Origin of the sequence: Polaromonas sp., from assembly GCF_013817205.1 — a bacterium.
Lineage (GTDB): Bacteria > Pseudomonadota > Gammaproteobacteria > Burkholderiales > Burkholderiaceae_C > Polaromonas.
Window position 1 is genome coordinate 1 of sequence record NZ_JACDDD010000035.1, and the last position, 17,927, is coordinate 17,927.

Genomic DNA, 17,927 nt, shown 5'->3' on the forward strand with positions numbered 1-17,927 from the left:
GTAAACTCCTGGTGCGATACGAAAAGCTTGACCGCAGCTTTGTCGCGCTGAACCACTTGGCTGCATCCATCATGGCACTACGCAAGATCAAATTGGACGTAAATATTATTTACGGATAGGTTCTTAGCGTTTAGGCGCAGGCGCCGGCTTTGCGGGCTCGGGCTCCGAAGTGAAGATTTTGCCCAATGTGGCGCCTATACGTGCACCGATGGCCGTACCTATGCCGGGCAAAACCGCCGTGCCCACCGCAGCGCCGGCGATGGCACCCGCAGGCGCCGACACCTTGACGTCCTCAAACGGGCCGGAAACCTTCAGCGGCACGCCGATCAAGCCATCGACCAGATCGACGGCGAATTCCGACTCGATATGCCGGTTGGCAACCCGGGCTTGGCCCGATGCGGTCAGCACACCTGAGGTGGCCTTGACACCGCTGTAAGTCACCACCATGCCCTGCGGCGTGTTTTGGGTATCCATCTGGCCGGTGACAGTGTCCAGCGGGGTCTGCCCGGCGTGGTCGCTGCCGAGGCTGCGCACTGCCTTGTTCAGGTCAAAGCGCAGCAAGGTCGCGCGGCGCATGCTGAATAGGGTCTTGGTGTTCAGCGTGCGGGCCAGTTCACCTACCGTAGCGCCGTCGGCGCGCAAAGACGTGTCGCCCGAGGCTTCGCCTGAAATGACGGAACGGCGGTTGAAGGCGGCCATGGCAGAGGCGACCTCCACCCCCTGGGGCTTGAGTGTCCCTTCCAGACGCAGCCGGCCCTTGTCGCTAGTCTTGATCTGTACCTCGCCGTCGGCAGTGCCGCCACCGATGCGGATTTGCGTGTTCCAGCGGTCTTCCTGGCCCTGCCGCGTCAGCCGCAGATCGGTCACGGGCGACACGCCCGGCCTGCGCAAATGGGCTTCACGCGGGCGCCATGCCGGGTCGAAATCGACTTCCCCGTCAAACACCATGGACGTGCCCCGGCGCGAGATCCAGGTGACGTCACGAAAGACAAAGCGCGCCAACACGGTGGCGTCCGGTTTGGTTTGCACCCCGCCCAGCCCCTTGTCCAGAGCGCGCAGCGACAGTTGCGGCAGCACTGCACCGTCAAGCTCGGCGCGGTCGAACTGCAACCGGCCGTCAAGCAGCGCCGGCAAGCTGGGATGAACCGTCAGTTTTTTGATGGTGATGGGCGGGGTCTGCTGCGTCGCCGCGTCCTGCACCACCACGGCGGGCACCGGGAACAGGCTCCAGCCCACGGAGCCGACAGCGACCGGCACGCCAAGCCGCGCCTGAAGCTCCGCAGACACTTTCGCGGCCAGTTCCTCGTCGCTCGGCAGCATCAGCAGCAGGGCTGCCCAGCCAGCCAGCAGCAGCGCCAACAGCAGCCCGCCGGCAACCATCCATTTGTTTCTAGCTTGCATGCATGCCTTTCGGTTGTCCCCCTAGCTTAAGCAATGTCTGGCACAGACGATGTAGGCTGCATTCTCTTTATAGTCAGGGTATTCAAGCTTTCTGGATTTGCCATGACTGTGTGGAAAAGACCGATCTCCGTAGACCTGCTGACCCTGAACAATGCCAACAGCGCCGTGACTCACCTGGGCATCGAATTTTTGGAGGTCGGCGACGACTTCATCCGGGCCCGCGTGCCGGTGGATGAACGCACGCGCCAGCCTTACGGCCTGCTGCACGGCGGTGTCTCGGTGGTGCTGGCTGAAACCCTGGGCTCCTGTGGCGCCGCCTTCGCCGCCCCCGAAGGCCACCGCACCGTCGGCCTGGACATCAATGCGAATCACCTCAAGGGCACCACCAGCGGCTGGGTCACCGGCATCACGCGCCCGGTCCACATCGGCCGCAGCACCCAGGTCTGGGCCATTGAGCTGAGCAACGATGCCGGTGAACTGACCTGCGTGTCCCGTATCACGATGGCGATGTTGGTGCCGAAATAGTTTTAATCAAATCGGCCGCCAGCCCTTGACTGACGGGCGTAAACAGCTATCAATAACATAGCGGCGAGGATTCTACTCGCTTGCAGCCCGCGCCATCCGTTCGCTCTTCCAGTACACGTCGTCACCACCGTTCATGCGGTTGAGTACGCGCGACAACACAAACAGCAGGTCGCTCAGCCGGTTCAAATAGAGGCGTGGGGACTCCTTCAGGGTCTCTGCCTTGTCCAGCGCCACCACCGCGCGCTCGGCGCGGCGCGCCACGGTGCGGCAGACGTGCGCCAGCGAGGCGGCGCGGGAGCCGGCGGGCAAGATGAACTCGGCCAGGCGCGGCAGCGCCGCGTTGTAGGTTTCCAGCGCTTCGTCGAGCACCATCACTGCTTCCGGCTTGAGCAATTCGAAACCCGGAATCGACAACTCGCCGCCCAAGTTGAACAGCTGGTGCTGCACTTCAACCAACAGCTCGCGCACGTCGATCGGCATTTCTTCGCACAGCAACACGCCGATTTGCGAATTGAGTTCATCAACGTCGCCCATGGCATGCACACGCAGGCTGTCCTTGGAAACACGGGTGTTGTCGCCCAAGCCGGTCGTGCCGTTGTCACCGGTGCGGGTGGCGATTTGTGAAAGTCGGTTGGCCATGGGTGTGTCGGGTGGTATTTGCAGCGTGGCCGTGGGGCCGCGTTACGTGAAGCAAGAAAATGTGTATGAACTGCACATGATGTCAGCGCGGCAACACCATGCAAAAGTGCTGGAAGACATCGCTTTGCTGCGGTGCAATAGCGACTTCTTCAACTTCAAAGGACATGTCTGCATGACATCCAAATCGCATTTTATTCCCAACTTTGAATTGCGCAGCATCACTCTGCTGGCCGCCTTGACCGTGGGTACAGCCATGAGCGCACACGCTCAAACTCCCGACGCTGCCGGGGCCAAGCCGGCGACCCCGTCCACCCAGGGCGCACCCGCTGCAAAGGCCGCACCGGCCCAGAATACCGAAACCATCTTCGCCCGCGCTGATGCCAACAAGGACGGCAAGCTGTCCAAGCAGGAAGCCGCGCGCTTTCCAGCCATCGAACAGCGCTTTGAAGAGATTGACACCAACAAGGACCAGTTTGTCTCGCGCGAAGAATTCGAAGCCGCGCTGAAGTCTTGACACCAGCACGGACTACATAAACATGTGGGGGCACTGAAGCCCCCACTTCTAATGCATCAACACAAGTCGTAAACTGGGGCTTCTGTCAGGAGATCCCCCATGAGCGCACCCCTGCCCCACCATCTGCTCCCCGATATCCAGCAGCGCGAAACACCCGCGGCGTTGATCGATGCGCTGAAAGCGCGTTTTGCCGAGCGCTGCTCCACCGCGCTGGTGGTGCGCGAGCAGCATGGCCGCGATGAATCCTCGTTCGCGGTGCCGCCGCCAGCCGCAGTGGTGTTTGCCGAGAGCACCACCGATGTCGCCGATGCGGTCAAGCTGGCGGCCCAGCACAAGGTGCCGGTGATTCCCTTCGGCGTGGGCACCTCGCTGGAAGGCCACTTGCTGGCGGTGCAGGGCGGAATCAGCATCGATGTGAGTCGCATGAACAAGGTGCTGTCCATCAACGCCGAGGATCTGACGGTTACGGTGCAGCCCGGCGTGACGCGCAAGCAGCTCAACGAAGAAGTCAAAAGCACCGGCCTGTTTTTCCCGATTGATCCGGGCGCCGACGCCACCTTGGGCGGCATGAGCGCCACGCGGGCCAGCGGCACCAACGCCGTGCGTTACGGCACCATGCGTGAGAACGTTTTGGCGCTTGAAGTGGTGACCGCCAGCGGAGACATCATCCGCACCGGCACCCGCGCCAAAAAATCATCGGCCGGTTACGACCTGACGCGGCTGATGGTCGGCAGCGAAGGCACACTGGGCGTGATCACCGAAGTGACTGTCAAGCTCTACCCGCTGCCCGAGGCGATTTCTGCAGCGATCTGCTCCTTCCCGAGCATCGAGGCTGCCGTGCGCACCACCATCCAGATCATCCAGCTCGGGGTCCCGATTGCGCGTGTCGAGCTGATCGACAGCAACACCGTGCGCATGGTCAACGCCCACAGCAAGCTAGGTCTGCGCGAAGAACCCATGCTGCTGATGGAGTTTCACGGCTCGCCGAACAGCGTCAAGGAGCAAGCTGAAACCGTGCAGGAGATCGCTGCCGAACTCGGCGGCAACGCCTTTGAATGGGCCAGCACACCGGAGGAACGCACCCGGCTGTGGACGGCGCGGCACAACGCCTACTTTGCAGCCATCCAGTCCAAGCCCGGCTGCCGCGCCATCTCCACCGACACCTGTGTGCCGATCTCCCGCCTGGCCGACTGCCTGCTGGATTCAGTAAGTGAAGCTGATGCCAGCGGCATCCCCTACTTCCTGGTCGGCCATGTGGGCGACGGCAACTTTCACTTCGGCTACCTGATTGACCCCGACAAGCCCGAGGAGCGTGAGAAGGCCGAAGCGCTGAACCACACGCTGGTGGCACGCGCCCTGAGCCTGGAAGGCACCTGCACCGGCGAGCACGGCGTGGGCCTGCACAAGATGGACTTCCTGGTCACCGAAGCCGGTGACGGCGCTGTGGACATGATGCGCACCATCAAGCGCGCGATGGACCCGCTGAACATCATGAACCCGGGCAAGATTTTTACGCTGTGAGTACGGCGACGTGCTGGTTGATGCGGCCCGCCTGAAGCGCGCATTTGGTTAGTCATCGGCCTGCCCGAAATGAACGAGTTACCCATAGCGGTACTGCGAAGAGCAGCATGAATGCAAAGTTCAGGGCTGCGTTTTGCCAGTAGCCCGATAGCAAAGAGTAACTCGTGTCAGGAACGAACCAAGCGCCTGTCGAAGGGTTGACACCACTTGCAACGACGCCATACCCTTGAAACGATGGCTTTTCAGACAACAGGCTCCTATCCTTTATTACCGCCGCGCAGCCGTTCAATCAGGCCGTTGAGCTCGTCCATGGAAGAGAACTGGATCGCCACCTCGCCCATGTCTTCACGCCGGCCGTTGCGCTTGACCTGCTTTTTGATGCGCACCTCGACGTCGGCCATCAACAGGTCGGCCAGTTCTTCCTCGACGCGGCGGGTGTCGCGCGATTTTTCCTTGGCTGCTTTTTGCGGCTTCAGCGAAAACTCGGCGCCCAGCTTCTTGACCAGGCTTTCGGCTTCGCGCACTGACAATTTTTTCGCCGCGATCTGGTTGCCGGCGGTGATCTGGGTGGCGCGGTCCAGGCTCAGCAACGCGCGTGCATGGCCCATGTCGATGTCGCCGGCCATCAGCATGGTCTGCACCGGATCGGCCAGGTTCAGCAGGCGCAGCAGGTTGGACGCGGCACTGCGCGAGCGGCCCACCGCCTGCGCCGCCAGTTCGTGAGTGAGCCCAAACTCTTTGACCAGACGGTGCAGACCCTGTGCTTCTTCCAGCGGATTCAGGTCTTCCCGCTGGATGTTCTCAATCAGTGCCATGGCGGCGGCTGACTCGTCGGGCACATCGCGCACCAGTACCGGCACGCTGTCCAAGCCGGCGATTTTTGCGGCGCGGAAGCGGCGCTCGCCGGCAATGATTTCGTACTTGCCGTCGTTGGCGCCTGATGTCAGACGACGAACAAGTATCGGCTGCATGATGCCCTGCACCTTGATGCTTTCAGCCAGTTCGTAGAGCGCGCCCTCGTCCATGCGGGTGCGCGGCTGGTACTGGCCGGCCACCAGGTCGGTCAACAGCAGCGAGGCCGGCTGGCCCGGGCTGCTGGCGCTGCTGGCGCCGTTTTCAAGCACGTTGGCGGACTCGCCGACGGTGGGGCCCAGCAGGGCCTGCAGGCCACGGCCCAGGCCTTTTGGTTTTTTGGTGACCATGCTTGTAGTTTCTTTCGGGTAAGTTCAGTGGGCAGCAGCGCTGTTCATCAGCGACTGCAGTTTTTCATGTGCCTCGGGCCAGTCCGCCAGGCCGCTGTCGGCGTTGAGGTGACCGAGCGGGCCGACGTCGACAAATTCAGAGCCCCAAGCGGCGGCAAATTCACGCGCCCGATCCGGCCAGCAATAGGGGTCGCGGCTGCTGGCCAGCACCACCGACGCAAACTGCAAGGTGTTCATGGGCACTGGCGCCCAGCTGGTCAGCAACTGCCGCACTTCCTCGCGGTCAACATCGGGCGGGGCCACCAGCAGCGCAGCCTTGACGCGGTGGGTGTTGCGCGAATGCGCCGCCCAGGCGGCGGCGAGGATGCAACCCAGGCTGTGGGCAACCAGCACCACCGGTTCGTCGCAGCCCAGCACCACGTCTTCCAGCCGGGCGATCCAGTCGCCGCGCAGTGGCTGCATCCAGTCGTGCTGCTCCACGCGCTGGTAGCCATGCGTGGTTTCCCACAGGCTTTGCCAGTGACCGGCGCCGCTGTTTTGCCAGCCGGGAAGAATCAGGACGTTGCGGGGGTTCATATTGAAGGTGTGTTTGCTATCGTTTTAGTAGCTGTTGGCGCCCGTCGAATAAGGGCTAGAGGCCAATTTCATGCATGGCTTCGACATCACATGGCTTTGATGCGCTGCACCATCTCTTCGGCAAAAGCCACAAAAGCCTGTGCGCCCTTGGACGACGGGTCGAACACCACGCCCGGCAGGCCGTAGCTCGGTGCTTCGGCCAGCCGCACATTGCGCGGGATCACGGTGTTGAAGACCTTCTCGCCAAAATGCTGCTTGAGCTGGTCGCTGACTTGTTGCTGCAGGGTGATGCGCGGGTCAAACATCACGCGCAGCAAACCAATGATGGCCAGGTCCTTGTTCAGGTTGGCGTGCACCTGCTTGATGGTGTTGACCAGATCGGTCAGGCCTTCGAGTGCAAAGTACTCACACTGCATGGGCACGATCACGCCGTGCGCGCAACACAGGCCATTGAGGGTGAGCATGCTCAGCGATGGCGGGCAGTCGATGAGGACAAAGTCATAGTCGGCCGTGACCGCCTCGATGGCCAGCTTCAGGCGTTTTTCGCGGCGCTCAATATCGACCAGCTCAACCTCGGCACCGGCCAGCTCGCGGTTGGCGCCCAGGATGTCGTAACTGCAGCCGCCGTCGATCAACTTCTGGCTGGTCACCCGCGCCTCAGCAATCGAAGCCGACTCGAGCAGTACGTCGTATACCGTGAACTCAAGCTTGCGCTTGTCCACGCCGGAACCCATGGTGGCATTACCCTGCGGGTCCAGGTCGATCATCAGCACCCGTTGCCCCACCTTGGCCAGCCCGGCCGCCAGATTGACCGTGGTGGTGGTTTTGCCAACCCCGCCCTTTTGGTTGGCTACACAGAAGATACGCGCCCCCACGCTTTTCGCTTCGCGTAATACGCTGCCCCCCGAGGGGGCCAATTTCCCTTGGGGCGGCCCGGCGGGAAATTCTTGGCCATCAGGATTTGTTGTCATATTCATTTGGACACAGCGAGCTTGATGCCAAAGCCGATCAGGAAAACACCCGCCGCCTTGTTCAGCCAGCTGGAAACTTGGGGGTTGGCGCGGATGCGCTCAGCCAGAAAGTGGGTGATCAGCACCGATGTCAGACCATACAGAAAAGTCAGGCCTGCAATCGTGACGGCCATCACCGCAAAAGTGGTCAGGCCCTGGTGCTGGGCGGGGTCCACGAATAGCGGGAAAAAGGCCATGTAGAAAACAATCGCCTTGGGATTGAGCAAGGTGATCAGCAGCGCCTGGCGGAAGTAGTGCCTGGGTTTGATCTCAAGAATGGGGGCGTCGCCGGGTTTGGCCATCAACATCTTGATGCCCAGCCAGGCCAGATAGACGGCACCCGCCCACTGGACGATGTGGAAAGCCGTTGGGTACGCCACCATCACGGCCGACACGCCAGCCACCGCCGCCCACAGCAAGACCTGGTCACCGGCGATAACGCCGAAGGTTGCCCCCATGCCGCCGGACATGCCGCCCTTGCTGGTCGAGGTGATCAACGCCAGGTTGCCCGGGCCGGGAATCAACAAAAACACAATGATGGCGACAACAAAAGCACCGTAGTCGGCTACGCCAACAAATGAACCCAGCATGGAAAACCTCCAGAAACAGAGGACTTGAGTTTACGTCAGCAGTTGGGCGTGAAAATCAGGTGGCACGGAGTATCAAGCCGGTTCTGCTGCTTTCGGGCGCATCCAGATGAGGCAACGCTCGGCGTCCAGCCCCGGCACGATCAGCTGCTCCACGTGAAACACCTCCGCCGTCGCGGGCAGAACGGCCATCTCGTCGGCTGGGTGTTTGCCCTTCATGGCCATCCAGACGCCAGAGGGGGCAAGCGCCCCGCCCGACCACTGGGTGAAGTCGTGCAGCGAGGCAAAGGCCCGCGAACAGACCACGTCGAAAGGCTCTTTAAGGTTTTCGACCCGCGCATGGATGCCGGTCAAGTTGGGCAGCTTCAGCGCCAGCGCCGCCTGCTTGATAAACGCGGCTTTTTTGGCCACGGTGTCCACACAACTCACCGCCACCTCCGGACAACAGGCCGCAATCACCACGCCCGGCAAGCCGGCGCCCGAACCGACGTCCAGCAGACTGGCGCGCTGCAGCCCGGCTTGCGCCAGATGCCGGCGCAGGGGACGGATCACCGCCAGGCTGTCGAGCAGATGGTGTGTCAGCATCACGGCCGGGTCACGCACCGCCGTCAGGTTGTAGACCTGGGTCCATTTGGCGATCAGGTCCAGGTAGTCCAGCAACTGGCCCACCTGCACATCGCCCAGATCCAGTTGGAGCGCGCTCAGCCCGGCGCGCAGTTCAGGTTCGCGCGGCCTCATCAGGCGTCGGCCTGTTCGGTGGTTTTGAGCGGAACCGTGTTTTTCCAGAGGTTCTTTTTCAGGTGCACCAGCAACAAAGAAACCGTCGCCGGCGTGATGCCGGAGATGCGCGAGGCCAGGCCCAGGGTTTCCGGACGATGCTTGGCCAGGGTCTGGCGCGCCTCAAAACTCAGGGCCGAGACCTGCAGGTAGTCCAGGTCGGCCGGCAACTTAAGGTTCTCGTAATGCGAGGCGCGCTCGACCTCGGTTTTCTGCAAGTCGATGTAGCCGGCGTATTTGACGGCAATCTCGATCTGCTCAATCACGCTGCGCGCCATATCCGCCCCGGCTGATGTTTCACGTGGAACACCTTCCGCATCCACAGGGGCCAAATCCGGGTTCACATGCTTGCCGCCCTCCAGAGACATCAGCGCGGCGTAGTTCACATCGGGTCGTCGCAGCAAGTCAAGCAGGTTGTATTCATGCTCAATCGCCTTGCCCAGCACCCGCTCGGCCTCCGCCGCCGGCAGGCTACGCGGGTTGACCCAGATGGAACGCAGGCGTTCTGTTTCACGTGAAACAGCGTCGCGCTTGCGATTGAAGGCTTCCCAACGTGCGTCATCAACCAGCCCCAACTCCCTGCCCTTTTCAGTCAGGCGCATGTCGGCGTTGTCCTCCCGCAGCATCAGGCGGAACTCGGCCCGGCTGGTGAACATGCGGTAGGGCTCGGTCACGCCTTTGGTGATCAGGTCGTCCACCAGCACGCCGAGGTAGGCCTCATCGCGTTTGGGCAACCAGGCATCTTTGCCCTGGCACTGCAGTGCCGCATTGATGCCGGCGAACATGCCCTGGGCTGCCGCCTCTTCGTAACCAGTGGTGCCATTGATCTGGCCCGCAAAAAACAGGCCGCCAATCTGGCGGGTCTCAAAGGTAGTCTTGAGCGAGCGCGGGTCGAAGTAGTCGTATTCGATGGCGTAACCGGGCCGCAGGATGTGGGCGTTTTCCATGCCGGCCATGGACCGCACCAAGTCATACTGGATGTCGAAAGGCAGGCTGGTCGAGATGCCGTTGGGGTAAATCTCGTGGGTGGTGAGGCCCTCGGGCTCCAGGAAAATCTGGTGGCTTTCCTTGCCGGCAAAGCGGTTGATCTTGTCTTCCACGCTCGGGCAATAACGCGGGCCCACGCCATCAATCTTGCCGGTGAACATCGGGCTGCGGTCAAAACCGGAGCGAATGATCTCGTGCGTGCGCTCGTTGGTGTGGGTGATCCAGCACGGCATTTGCTTGGGGTGCGGTATCTGCCCGCCCATGAAGCTGAACACCGGAACCGGCCCGGCCGTGCCGCCGGGCATGCCGTCGCCGGGCTGCACCGTGCATTTGCTGAAGTCGATGCTGCGGCCGTCGATGCGCGGCGGTGTACCGGTTTTCAGCCGGCCCTGCGGCAGCTTGAGTTCTTTCAGGCGCGCGCTCAGCGACACCGCCGGCGGGTCGCCCGCCCTGCCCGCCGCGTAGTTCTGCAGCCCCACATGGATCTTGCCGTCCAGAAAAGTCCCGGCCGTCAACACCACGGTGCGCGATCGGAACTTGATGCCGACCTGGGTCACCGCACCCACGACCCGGTCACCCTCGACCATCAAATCGTCCACCGCCTGCTGGAAAAGCCACAAATTCGGCTGGTTCTCCAGCTTCCGGCGGATCGCCGCCTTATAAAGAATACGGTCAGCCTGCGCCCGGGTAGCACGCACGGCCGGACCTTTGGAGCTGTTGAGAATGCGAAACTGAATGCCGCCCTCGTCGGTCGCCAGCGCCATCGCGCCGCCCATGGCATCAACCTCTTTCACCAGGTGGCCCTTGCCGATGCCGCCTATGGACGGGTTGCAACTCATCTGGCCCAGCGTCTCGATGTTGTGCGAGAGCAGCAAAGTCTTGCAGCCCATGCGGGCAGCGGCCAGAGCGGCCTCAGTGCCGGCATGGCCACCACCGACCACGATCACGTCAAATTCTTGGGGGTAAAACATCTTCAGTTCTCAATCAATTCTGTCGGCAAACCCATGCTGCTTGCCACTTGGGCTTGTCGTTTGTCGGCCGTTACAAAAAGGTCTATCCTGCCAACGAGCGCGCTGCCAATATGGAGGGCGTCCATGGCACGAAGCGGGCCCAGCTCCATGGCCGAAAAGGCAAAGCGCTCCACCCGCGCATCCAGCGGTACCAGCGTCATGTCCGCCACATCGCTTTGCGCGGCGGCCCACGCCCGATTAAATTCGGGGGCAGGCAGGCTGCCATCACGGCGACGCCGCAGCAGCGCAGAGGCCACCTCGGTCTTGCAATGCGCGGCAACCAGCAACTCACTGGCCGCCTCAAAAAGGGCAAGAACGCGATCACGCCCCGCTTCACTAGCGTAGCGTTTGGTAAGTGCGGAAGCGTCAAACATCAAACGCGCCTCCCAATTGCGCGCCACTACGCGGCTTGCCGGCGGTGCAGCCGGATAAGGGGCAGACGCACGCTTTACCATGGAGACTCGCTACGCTCATCGAGCACCGCTTGCGACAAGGACACGCCAGGCGGCAAAACCACCGGTTCAAAGGGGCGCTTCCAGCTAGGCACCTTCACCACCTCCTCTGACTTCAGAGGAACCAGCTCTGCCACGGGTTTGCCATGCCGCAGAATCCGCACGGTTTCACCGCGTTCGACCAGATCAATCATGGCGGAGGCTTGAGCGCGAAACTCGCTGAGAGCAATGGTGTGCATTTTGTACAAAATTGGTTATTTCGTACATTTTAGCGGGTTTCAGCTTGCCCCCAGTACCATACGCAGTTTTTCTCCATGCGGCCTGTGGTGAAATCAATTGCATGAGCGCCCCTTCCAAACTCCTCGTCTTTGCTGGCAGCACCCGTCTGGCCTCCTTCAACCGCAAACTCGCCCATGCCGCCGCCGATCTGGCGCGCGCCAGCGGCGGTGAAGTCACCCACATCGAACTGGCCGACTTCGACATCCCCATGTACAACGCCGACCTGGAAGCCCAAGGCACGCCCGCCGACGTCATGAAGCTCAAGCAGATCATGTATGAGCACCCGGCCTGGATCATCTGCTCGCCCGAGTACAACGGCAGCTACACCGCCCTGCTGAAAAACACCGTCGACTGGGTCTCCAGCCCGGTCAAAAGCGACCCGGCCTGGCAGGACGGCAACAAGGCTTTCACCGGCAAGGTCGTGGGCATGCTCAGCGCCTCATCCGGCGCCCTGGGCGGCCTGCGTTCGCAAAGCCATCTGGCCCCACTGCTGCTCAACTTGCAATGCTGGTTGGCGCCGCGTGCGTTTGCCTTGGGCCATGCCGGCGACGCGTTTGATACGCAAGGCCAGCTGATCAATGACAAACACCGCAGCAACGTGCAGGCGGTGATCGACCAGGTTCTTTTTGCGGCCAATCGTCTGGCGCACTGACCAGCTGCGGCTGCTGGCAAATCCCTACAAGGCCGGGTAAGCGGCCCTCTATAGTCAAGGCCTCACCGTCTTACCTTCGAGGCCCGAATGAACACTCCCAAGTCCCGCCGCAGCGCACTTCAATCCGGCTTGCGCACAGGCACCGCGCTGGTCGCAGCCACGGCCTTTCCGGGCCTATGGACAAGCGCGCAGGCACAAGCCACCTGGCCCAGCAAACCGATCCGCCTGCTGGTGCCCTTCGCCCCTGGCGGCAGTTCCGAGATCGTGGCCCGTTCGGCCGCCAATGAAATCAGCAAAAGCCTGGGCCAGAACGTGTTTGTTGAAAACAAGCCGGGCGCCAGCGGCAACATTGCCATGCAGGAATGCGCGGCCAGCACCGACGGCCACACCATGATCCTGGGCCACATCGGCACGCTGGCGGTCAACCCCTTCATCTTTGACAAGCTGCCTTTCGACACCAACCGCGACTTCCGGCCGATTTCGCTGCTCGCCAAGGTGCCCAGCCTGTATGTGGTCAACGCCGACGTGCCGGCCAAAAACCTCAAAGAGTTCATCGCACTGGCCAAAGCCAAGACCGGCCAGCTCAATTACGGCTCGGCCGGCAACGGCAGCGCCGGTCACCTGGCGTTCGAGTACCTCAAGATGGCGGCGAATATTTTTGTGCTGCATGTGCCCTACCGCGGTACCGGCCCGCAACTGACAGACCTGCTGGCCGGGCGGCTGGACGCTGCCAGCGTCGGCGCGCCAGCCATCCTCGGGCACATCAAGTCGGGCAAGCTGCGCTGCATTGCCACCGGTACCAGGGAGCGCCTGCCGCAGTTGCCCGACGTGCCCACGGTGGCAGAAAGCGGCTACCCCGGCTTTGAGATGACGCAGTGGTACGGCCTGAATGCACCGGCCAGCATGCCGCAAATCGCCATCGACAAAATTGCCGAAGCCTGCGCCAAAGCCATGCGCAATCCGCAGGCCACCGAGCGCCTGCGTGGCGACACTGCACAACCCGTGGGCGACACCCCCGCGCAATACGCTGCGTTCATCAAGACTGAGCAGGAGCGCTGGAAACAGGTGGTGGCGCGCGCGAAGATCAAACCCGATTGAGGACCTCGGAATGCCTGCACCCGCGACTCCTGTATCAAACAGGCCGTCAGCCCTTGATGTACGCACGTCATCAGCTGCCATTTTGATAGCGCGCCACGTCCCATGAACTGCCGACCCGGCTGCGGCGCCTGCTGCATCGCGCCGTCCATCAGCTCGCCGATTCCCGGCATGCCGCACGGCAAGCCGGCCGGGGTGCGTTGTGTGCAGCTCGACGCAGCCAATGCCTGCCGCATCTTCGGGCGGCCGGAACGCCCGGCGGTCTGCGGGCAGCTGATGCCGTCGGCGGAAATGTGTGGCGTGAGCGCCAGCGCTGCAATGCTGTGGCTCAGCAGGCTGGAACTGGCCACTGCGCCACAACCGGCCTGAGATGGCCACTGGGGGGCCGGTCTGCGTGTGGCAAACGCGGCACCCGCCCGCTTACTTCAGCAAACCTTCATGCCGCATCGCTGCCTGGACGGCCGGCCGCGCTGCCACGCGCTCGCGAAACGCCGAGATGTTGGCAAATTCGCTGATGTCCACACCGACGCGGGGCGCCCAGTTGGTGACGGTGAACAGATAGGGGTCGGCCACGCTGAAGTCGCCCATCAGATAGGGTTTGCCGGCGAGCTGGCCGTCCACCCATTTCATGCGCGACAGCAGCTTGTCGATGACCATGGGTTTGTAGTCCGCCGGGGTGGCTGAATTGAACAGCGGGCTGAATCCCTTGTGCAGCTCGGTGCCGATGAAGGTCAGCCAGGACTGTAGCTGGTAGCGTTCCAGGGTGCCGTTGGCTGGCGCGAGTTTTTTCTCGGGGACCTGGTCGGCGATGTACTGCACGATGGCCGGGCCTTCGGTAAGGCGGGTGCCGTCGTCAAGCTCCAGCAACGGCACATAACCGAGCGGGTTGATGGTGTAGTAGTCGGTGCCGTCCTCCAGCTGGTGGGTCTTGGTCGGGGCGGCCACATGCTCGAAGTCCAGGCCAGACTCATGCAGGGTGATGTGTGGGGACAGCGAGCAGGCGCCGGGGGAGTAATAAAGTTTCATAAGGGTCCTTGGTCGGAAACAGGAAGAGGAAGAGAGTGGGCGTCTTCCCCTCCATGCTACCGCGTGGCGCGGTCTCGTGCTGCAGGCCGCCCGCGTGATGAATTGCACGCAATGCCGGCAGCCAACCCCCGTCCAGCAAGGGTCAACAGCTATCAAAAACAGAGCGTCTCGGCACATCTGGCCTTGTCCTACAGGGCCATGCGCAGGGCGCTGATTCGGCGGTTGCGAAGCGCGCCCTAACATCACATCAGTGACTCGCAGGCGAGTTACCCTACCGGAGAAGCTGATGCTCAAATACGCCATCATTTTTGCGACTATTTCCCTGATTGCCGGGGCCATGGGCTTTGGCGGCCTGGCTGCCGGTTCTGCCGGCATTGCCAAGATCCTGTTCGGCCTGTTCCTGATCCTGGCGGTCATTTTTGTGGTGCTTGCCGCGCTGGGTGTAGGAGCCGCGAGAAAGGCCCTCAAATAAATGCAATCCGCAGTTTCATGGCCCGGATTTGCCATGTCGCTTGATCACGAGACTCACAAGACACATGAGAAGGCCCAGCCCGGTGCCGGGCTGTCGCGTGACAGCATTCAGCGCGCCAGTGTCGCGCAGCAGTTGCTTGTAGCGCGCCTGCAAGCCCGCAACCGCCGTGATCTGTCCGTAGACCTGCTGGAGCGCGGCGCCCACGTGTTGTGGGTGACCTGCAAGAACTGGTTCTCTTCGGGGCAAGCGCCGGCAGTTGCGCCCGACGACCACAACAAAGATACAGATGCACACCGCGACCATTGACTGCCTGCTTGAATACGACGTAGCCAGCGCCACCCATTTTCTGTTCAACATCGAGGCGGCTTTCCACGACAGCCACAAGGTGATTGAAGAACGCCTGAGCGTCACGCCCAGCGTCAAGGTCCGCCATTTTTGCGACGAGCGCAATGGCAACCGCTTCTTCCGGCTTGATGCGCCGCGCGGCCTGCTCTCGGTCAACTACCACGCGCAAGTCGAGCTGCACCATGCGCTCGTGCCGTTGCACCTGGACGAGGTGCCGGTGACGGCGGTGCCCGACGATGCCATGCATTTTCTGATGCCCAGCCGTTATTGCGAATCGGACATCATGAGCCGGGCGGCGCAGCAACTTTTTGGTCATCTGCCGCTGGGCCTGTCGCGGGTGCGCGCCATCGAAAGCTGGATCCACGACTCCATCCACTACCTGCCAGGTTTCAGCAACTCCACCACCACGGCGCAGGAGGTGTTTGTGCAGCGTGCTGGCGTCTGCCGCGACTTTGCGCACCTGGGCATCACGCTGTGCCGCGCGCTGAACATCCCCGCGCGGCTCGTGGTGGGTTATGTGTATTTTGACGAACCGCCGCAAGACTTCCATGCGGTGTTCGAAGCCTGGCTGGACGGCCGCTGGGTGATGTTTGATCCCACCCGTATGGCGCCCATAGACCGGCTGGTGCGCATAGGCACGGGGCGTGATGCCAAGGACGTGGCCTTTGCCACCATTTTTGGTGGCGTCATGATGTTGCGCAAGGAGATCACCATCGAGCAGGGCGACATCCGTCCCGGTGAGGCTTTCTCGTCGCAGCCCGAGGTGCTGACGGCCTGATCGCCGGCGGCTTACCGCTTATGCGCTGTAGCCCGGGTCCAGCCGGTCCAGCTTGCGGATCAGTGAAGGCCAGACAAATGCCCCGCCCATGCCGCCGGTCTGCACCCGCATGGCTTCAGCCACGCCTTTGACAATTTGCGGGTTCACCGGGATCAGCTCCCCGCCGGCCTGCGCGTCAAGCTGGATGCGGCAGGTGTTCTCAAAGGTGTACATGCTGAGGAAGGCATCGGCCACCGTCTTGCCGACCACCAGCAGGCCGTGGTTGCGCAGCATCAAAAAGTTAGCCCTGCCCAAGTCGGCCTGCAGCCGTGGTTTCTCGTCGTCGCGGAAGGCCACGCCTTCATAGTCGTGATAGGCCAGAGAGCCCAGCACAAAGGTCGACTGCTGGCTGATCGGAAGCACGCCGCACTTCTGCGCGCTGACGGCCACACCGGCGCGTGTGTGGGTGTGCATCACGCAACCGGCATCGGCGCGTGCTTCGTGCACCGCGCTGTGAATCACAAAGCCGGCCGGGTTCACCGGAAACGGCGAGTCAATCACCTTGTTGCACTTTTCGTCGACCTTGACCAGGCTGGACGCGGTGATCTCGTCGAACATCAGGCCGTAGGGATTGATCAAAAAGTGATGCTGGCCCGAACCGCTGACCGACTCGGGCAGCTTCGCGCTGATGTGGGTGAACACCAGATCGCTCCAGCCGTACAGGGCGGCTAGCCGGTAGCAGGCGGCGAGTTCGCAGCGCAGTTGCCATTCTTCGGCGCTGACGACTTCTTTCAGTGAGGGGATGTGCATGGGGGTATCTCCGTGGGGTGTTTGTCGTGCGACATTACGCTATGAAATCAGGAGCTGCTGACGCCCGAGGGACATGGGTCAGCGGCCAGGATCAGTGCTGAAGCGGCGCCGCTGCAGCCTGCCGGAAGGCGCTGGGACTTTGCCCGGTGTGTTCGCGGAACACGCGGCTGAAATGCGAGAGGTTGTTAAAGCCCCAGGACAACGCAATGCCGGTGATGGCACGTGACTGCGGCCCGGTTTGCTGGATCTCGCGGATGCAGGCCTGCAGCCGCAGCCGCAGGATGTAGCTGGCCAGGGTGTCGTCCCCGCCGACAAAGGCGTTGTGCAAGTGCCGCTTGCTGCAGTTGAGCGCGTGCGCGATCTGGTCAATCGACAGCGCCGGGTCACGCAGGTTGACCGCGACATAGGCGCGGATGCGGTCTTTCAGCGCCTCACGTTGTGTCAGTGCCGTGCTTTGTCCGGCCAGCTCGATCAGCGACAGCCGCACCAGTTGCGCAATCAACTCCCCTGCACCGTGCGCGGCAGCGGCGCTCATATTGGGCAGCTCCTGGTAAGTGCTGCGCATGGTGGCCAGCGCCACGCGCGAGATGCCGCTGGCGCCACCGACGTGGCGGGCCATCAGGGTGTCGAGCTGCAGGCCGCGCTCGACGATCAGCGCCTTGGGCAGCATCACGATCAGGTGCTCGACGCGTTCGGGGTTGTCCACCGCATAGGCGTCGGTGGTGTCGTAAATGGTCCACGCGCCGGGGCTGACCCAGGCACTGCGACCCCTTTGCTGGACACCGGCGCGGCCTTGCAGTGGCGCGACGATCTTGAAGTAACCCTCATCGCAGGTGCGCGCCATGTCGGCGCTGCGCACGACGCGGTGGCGATTGGCCTCAAGTTTGGTCAGGATGACGTCACCGGCGTGGCCAGAGGCCATGTGGCCGTCGAAGTCGGTGTCGCCGTAGAGGTCGGACTCCAGGCCGCCGAAGTGTTTCCAGATCCACTCGCGCCACACCGGCGCACGCTCGCGCGGGGCGACATTGTCGGTGGATACCAGGGTGGCTGCGGTCATGCTGCCTCCTGCCGAGCCGCCTCAAAGGAGGCATGCGGCCCCGCTGGGGGCAGCGAACGAATGTGAGCGAGGGGGGTCATGATGCGTCCTGTTGGGGGCTCGGGGCCTGCCGTGGGCCCATGGCAAAGATTATGGGTGTTGCGCCATGTTCTGTTGCGCCGTGAGGTCAAGGGTTAACCCCAGTCGCTGTGCGCTGGCCGACAACTGCTTTGTGCGCGCTCAGCAAAGCGCGG

General features: G+C 62.4%; 22 protein-coding genes and 1 pseudogene. 10 read left to right on the forward strand and 13 right to left on the reverse strand.

The window, feature by feature from the left end; genetic code table 11:
- A pseudogene (locus H0W47_RS09920) lies at positions 1 to 119 on the forward strand (IS5/IS1182 family transposase); the annotation flags it as partial.
- Between the two features lie 4 nt (positions 120 to 123).
- Here H0W47_RS09920 and H0W47_RS09925 read toward each other — a convergent pair.
- On the reverse strand, positions 124 to 1,401 hold the full coding sequence (locus H0W47_RS09925) for an AsmA-like C-terminal region-containing protein (protein ID WP_296923807.1): 1,278 nt from the start codon (positions 1,399 to 1,401) through the stop codon (positions 124 to 126).
- A 102-nt stretch (positions 1,402 to 1,503) separates the two neighbouring features.
- Here H0W47_RS09925 and H0W47_RS09930 point away from each other — a divergent pair, with 102 nt between their 5' ends.
- Complete coding sequence (locus H0W47_RS09930) at positions 1,504 to 1,926, forward strand: hotdog fold thioesterase (RefSeq protein WP_296923810.1); 423 nt, start codon at positions 1,504 to 1,506, stop codon at positions 1,924 to 1,926.
- A 72-nt stretch (positions 1,927 to 1,998) separates the two neighbouring features.
- On the opposite strand, the gene H0W47_RS09935 is transcribed toward H0W47_RS09930, so the two are convergent.
- Positions 1,999 to 2,565 (reverse strand): cob(I)yrinic acid a,c-diamide adenosyltransferase, encoded by a 567-nt coding sequence (locus H0W47_RS09935; RefSeq protein ID WP_296923812.1) that lies wholly within the window; start codon positions 2,563 to 2,565, stop codon positions 1,999 to 2,001.
- A 172-nt stretch (positions 2,566 to 2,737) separates the two neighbouring features.
- On the opposite strand from H0W47_RS09935, the gene H0W47_RS09940 reads away from it, so the two are divergent.
- Together H0W47_RS09940 and H0W47_RS09945 are read left to right on the forward strand one after the other, a co-directional pair.
- Positions 2,738 to 3,079: an EF-hand domain-containing protein gene (locus H0W47_RS09940; RefSeq protein ID WP_296923814.1), complete on the forward strand. Its 342-nt coding sequence runs from the start codon at positions 2,738 to 2,740 to the stop codon at positions 3,077 to 3,079.
- A 99-nt stretch (positions 3,080 to 3,178) separates the two neighbouring features.
- Entirely contained in the window at positions 3,179 to 4,600 is a 1,422-nt protein-coding gene (locus H0W47_RS09945; RefSeq protein ID WP_296923816.1) for an FAD-linked oxidase C-terminal domain-containing protein, read from the forward strand.
- 257 nt (positions 4,601 to 4,857) lie between these two features.
- Here H0W47_RS09945 and H0W47_RS09950 read toward each other — a convergent pair whose 3' ends face one another.
- The 8 genes from H0W47_RS09950 to H0W47_RS09985 all read right to left on the reverse strand — a co-directional run bounded on the left by H0W47_RS09950 (position 4,858) and on the right by H0W47_RS09985 (position 11,440).
- Positions 4,858 to 5,802, reverse strand: coding sequence for a ParB/RepB/Spo0J family partition protein (locus tag H0W47_RS09950; RefSeq protein WP_296923818.1), 945 nt, complete (start codon positions 5,800 to 5,802; stop codon positions 4,858 to 4,860).
- A gap of 24 nt (positions 5,803 to 5,826) precedes the next feature.
- Complete coding sequence (locus H0W47_RS09955) at positions 5,827 to 6,378, reverse strand: alpha/beta fold hydrolase (RefSeq protein ID WP_296923820.1); 552 nt, start codon at positions 6,376 to 6,378, stop codon at positions 5,827 to 5,829.
- A gap of 86 nt (positions 6,379 to 6,464) precedes the next feature.
- Complete coding sequence (locus H0W47_RS09960; RefSeq protein WP_296923822.1) at positions 6,465 to 7,253, reverse strand: ParA family protein; 789 nt, start codon at positions 7,251 to 7,253, stop codon at positions 6,465 to 6,467.
- A gap of 98 nt (positions 7,254 to 7,351) precedes the next feature.
- Positions 7,352 to 7,978 carry a LysE family transporter gene (locus tag H0W47_RS09965; RefSeq protein WP_296923824.1) on the reverse strand — a complete coding sequence of 209 codons (627 nt, stop codon included), beginning with the start codon at positions 7,976 to 7,978 and terminating at the stop codon, positions 7,352 to 7,354.
- A gap of 72 nt (positions 7,979 to 8,050) precedes the next feature.
- Positions 8,051 to 8,713: a 16S rRNA (guanine(527)-N(7))-methyltransferase RsmG gene (gene rsmG / locus H0W47_RS09970; protein WP_296923826.1), complete on the reverse strand. Its 663-nt coding sequence runs from the start codon at positions 8,711 to 8,713 to the stop codon at positions 8,051 to 8,053.
- Complete coding sequence (gene mnmG / locus H0W47_RS09975) at positions 8,713 to 10,710, reverse strand: tRNA uridine-5-carboxymethylaminomethyl(34) synthesis enzyme MnmG (protein ID WP_296923828.1); 1,998 nt, start codon at positions 10,708 to 10,710, stop codon at positions 8,713 to 8,715. The genes rsmG and mnmG overlap by 1 nt, the downstream gene beginning before the upstream one ends.
- A 2-nt stretch (positions 10,711 to 10,712) precedes the next feature.
- Entirely contained in the window at positions 10,713 to 11,123 is a 411-nt protein-coding gene (locus H0W47_RS09980; protein ID WP_296923830.1) for a type II toxin-antitoxin system VapC family toxin, read from the reverse strand.
- Positions 11,124 to 11,197: 74 nt separating this feature from the next.
- Entirely contained in the window at positions 11,198 to 11,440 is a 243-nt protein-coding gene (locus tag H0W47_RS09985; protein ID WP_296923832.1) for a type II toxin-antitoxin system Phd/YefM family antitoxin, read from the reverse strand.
- Between the two features lie 101 nt (positions 11,441 to 11,541).
- Between H0W47_RS09985 and H0W47_RS09990 the strand changes: the two genes are divergently transcribed.
- The 3 genes from H0W47_RS09990 to H0W47_RS10000 all read left to right on the forward strand — a co-directional run bounded on the left by H0W47_RS09990 (position 11,542) and on the right by H0W47_RS10000 (position 13,596).
- Positions 11,542 to 12,132: an NADPH-dependent FMN reductase gene (locus H0W47_RS09990; RefSeq protein ID WP_296923834.1), complete on the forward strand. Its 591-nt coding sequence runs from the start codon at positions 11,542 to 11,544 to the stop codon at positions 12,130 to 12,132.
- Positions 12,133 to 12,219: 87 nt separating this feature from the next.
- Positions 12,220 to 13,230, forward strand: coding sequence for a tripartite tricarboxylate transporter substrate binding protein (locus H0W47_RS09995; RefSeq protein ID WP_296923836.1), 1,011 nt, complete (start codon positions 12,220 to 12,222; stop codon positions 13,228 to 13,230).
- A gap of 102 nt (positions 13,231 to 13,332) precedes the next feature.
- The gene (locus tag H0W47_RS10000; RefSeq protein WP_296923838.1) at positions 13,333 to 13,596 is read left to right on the forward strand and encodes a YkgJ family cysteine cluster protein; all 264 of its coding nucleotides are present in this window, start codon (positions 13,333 to 13,335) and stop codon (positions 13,594 to 13,596) included.
- 51 nt (positions 13,597 to 13,647) lie between these two features.
- On the opposite strand, the gene gstA is transcribed toward H0W47_RS10000, so the two are convergent.
- Positions 13,648 to 14,253: a glutathione transferase GstA gene (gstA, locus tag H0W47_RS10005; RefSeq protein WP_296923839.1), complete on the reverse strand. Its 606-nt coding sequence runs from the start codon at positions 14,251 to 14,253 to the stop codon at positions 13,648 to 13,650.
- A gap of 286 nt (positions 14,254 to 14,539) precedes the next feature.
- On the opposite strand from gstA, the gene H0W47_RS10010 reads away from it, so the two are divergent.
- From H0W47_RS10010 to H0W47_RS10020, 3 genes are read left to right on the forward strand one after another with little or no spacing between them, the layout of a single operon-like run.
- Positions 14,540 to 14,725 carry a DUF1328 domain-containing protein gene (locus tag H0W47_RS10010; protein ID WP_296923842.1) on the forward strand — a complete coding sequence of 62 codons (186 nt, stop codon included), beginning with the start codon at positions 14,540 to 14,542 and terminating at the stop codon, positions 14,723 to 14,725.
- 33 nt (positions 14,726 to 14,758) lie between these two features.
- Positions 14,759 to 15,031, forward strand: coding sequence for a hypothetical protein (locus H0W47_RS10015; RefSeq protein WP_296923844.1), 273 nt, complete (start codon positions 14,759 to 14,761; stop codon positions 15,029 to 15,031).
- Positions 15,012 to 15,848, forward strand: coding sequence for a transglutaminase family protein (locus tag H0W47_RS10020; protein ID WP_296923846.1), 837 nt, complete (start codon positions 15,012 to 15,014; stop codon positions 15,846 to 15,848). Before H0W47_RS10015 ends, H0W47_RS10020 begins: the two co-directional genes overlap by 20 nt.
- An 18-nt stretch (positions 15,849 to 15,866) precedes the next feature.
- On the opposite strand, the gene H0W47_RS10025 is transcribed toward H0W47_RS10020, so the two are convergent.
- Positions 15,867 to 16,637: a class II aldolase/adducin family protein gene (locus tag H0W47_RS10025; RefSeq protein WP_296923848.1), complete on the reverse strand. Its 771-nt coding sequence runs from the start codon at positions 16,635 to 16,637 to the stop codon at positions 15,867 to 15,869.
- A gap of 91 nt (positions 16,638 to 16,728) precedes the next feature.
- On the reverse strand, positions 16,729 to 17,694 hold the full coding sequence (locus H0W47_RS10030) for a helix-turn-helix domain-containing protein (protein WP_296923849.1): 966 nt from the start codon (positions 17,692 to 17,694) through the stop codon (positions 16,729 to 16,731).
- Between the last annotated feature and the right edge of the window lie 233 nt (positions 17,695 to 17,927).

What these genes read in the sequence shown, in the direction of transcription:
- H0W47_RS09925 (WP_296923807.1), bottom strand. Translation starts at nt 1,401, where the DNA reads ATGCAAGCTAGAAACAAATGGATGGTTGCCGGCGGGCTGCTGTTGGCG.
- H0W47_RS09930 (WP_296923810.1), top strand. Translation starts at nt 1,504, where the DNA reads ATGACTGTGTGGAAAAGACCGATCTCCGTAGACCTGCTGACCCTGAAC.
- H0W47_RS09935 (WP_296923812.1), bottom strand. Translation starts at nt 2,565, where the DNA reads ATGGCCAACCGACTTTCACAAATCGCCACCCGCACCGGTGACAACGGC.
- H0W47_RS09940 (WP_296923814.1), top strand. Translation starts at nt 2,738, where the DNA reads ATGACATCCAAATCGCATTTTATTCCCAACTTTGAATTGCGCAGCATC.
- H0W47_RS09945 (WP_296923816.1), top strand. Translation starts at nt 3,179, where the DNA reads ATGAGCGCACCCCTGCCCCACCATCTGCTCCCCGATATCCAGCAGCGC.
- H0W47_RS09950 (WP_296923818.1), bottom strand. Translation starts at nt 5,802, where the DNA reads ATGGTCACCAAAAAACCAAAAGGCCTGGGCCGTGGCCTGCAGGCCCTG.
- H0W47_RS09955 (WP_296923820.1), bottom strand. Translation starts at nt 6,378, where the DNA reads ATGAACCCCCGCAACGTCCTGATTCTTCCCGGCTGGCAAAACAGCGGC.
- H0W47_RS09965 (WP_296923824.1), bottom strand. Translation starts at nt 7,978, where the DNA reads ATGCTGGGTTCATTTGTTGGCGTAGCCGACTACGGTGCTTTTGTTGTC.
- rsmG (WP_296923826.1), bottom strand. Translation starts at nt 8,713, where the DNA reads ATGAGGCCGCGCGAACCTGAACTGCGCGCCGGGCTGAGCGCGCTCCAA.
- mnmG (WP_296923828.1), bottom strand. Translation starts at nt 10,710, where the DNA reads ATGTTTTACCCCCAAGAATTTGACGTGATCGTGGTCGGTGGTGGCCAT.
- H0W47_RS09980 (WP_296923830.1), bottom strand. Translation starts at nt 11,123, where the DNA reads ATGTTTGACGCTTCCGCACTTACCAAACGCTACGCTAGTGAAGCGGGG.
- H0W47_RS09985 (WP_296923832.1), bottom strand. Translation starts at nt 11,440, where the DNA reads ATGCACACCATTGCTCTCAGCGAGTTTCGCGCTCAAGCCTCCGCCATG.
- H0W47_RS09990 (WP_296923834.1), top strand. Translation starts at nt 11,542, where the DNA reads ATGAGCGCCCCTTCCAAACTCCTCGTCTTTGCTGGCAGCACCCGTCTG.
- H0W47_RS09995 (WP_296923836.1), top strand. Translation starts at nt 12,220, where the DNA reads ATGAACACTCCCAAGTCCCGCCGCAGCGCACTTCAATCCGGCTTGCGC.
- H0W47_RS10000 (WP_296923838.1), top strand. Translation starts at nt 13,333, where the DNA reads ATGAACTGCCGACCCGGCTGCGGCGCCTGCTGCATCGCGCCGTCCATC.
- gstA (WP_296923839.1), bottom strand. Translation starts at nt 14,253, where the DNA reads ATGAAACTTTATTACTCCCCCGGCGCCTGCTCGCTGTCCCCACACATC.
- H0W47_RS10010 (WP_296923842.1), top strand. Translation starts at nt 14,540, where the DNA reads ATGCTCAAATACGCCATCATTTTTGCGACTATTTCCCTGATTGCCGGG.
- H0W47_RS10015 (WP_296923844.1), top strand. Translation starts at nt 14,759, where the DNA reads ATGTCGCTTGATCACGAGACTCACAAGACACATGAGAAGGCCCAGCCC.
- H0W47_RS10020 (WP_296923846.1), top strand. Translation starts at nt 15,012, where the DNA reads ATGCACACCGCGACCATTGACTGCCTGCTTGAATACGACGTAGCCAGC.
- H0W47_RS10025 (WP_296923848.1), bottom strand. Translation starts at nt 16,637, where the DNA reads ATGCACATCCCCTCACTGAAAGAAGTCGTCAGCGCCGAAGAATGGCAA.
- H0W47_RS10030 (WP_296923849.1), bottom strand. Translation starts at nt 17,694, where the DNA reads ATGACCGCAGCCACCCTGGTATCCACCGACAATGTCGCCCCGCGCGAG.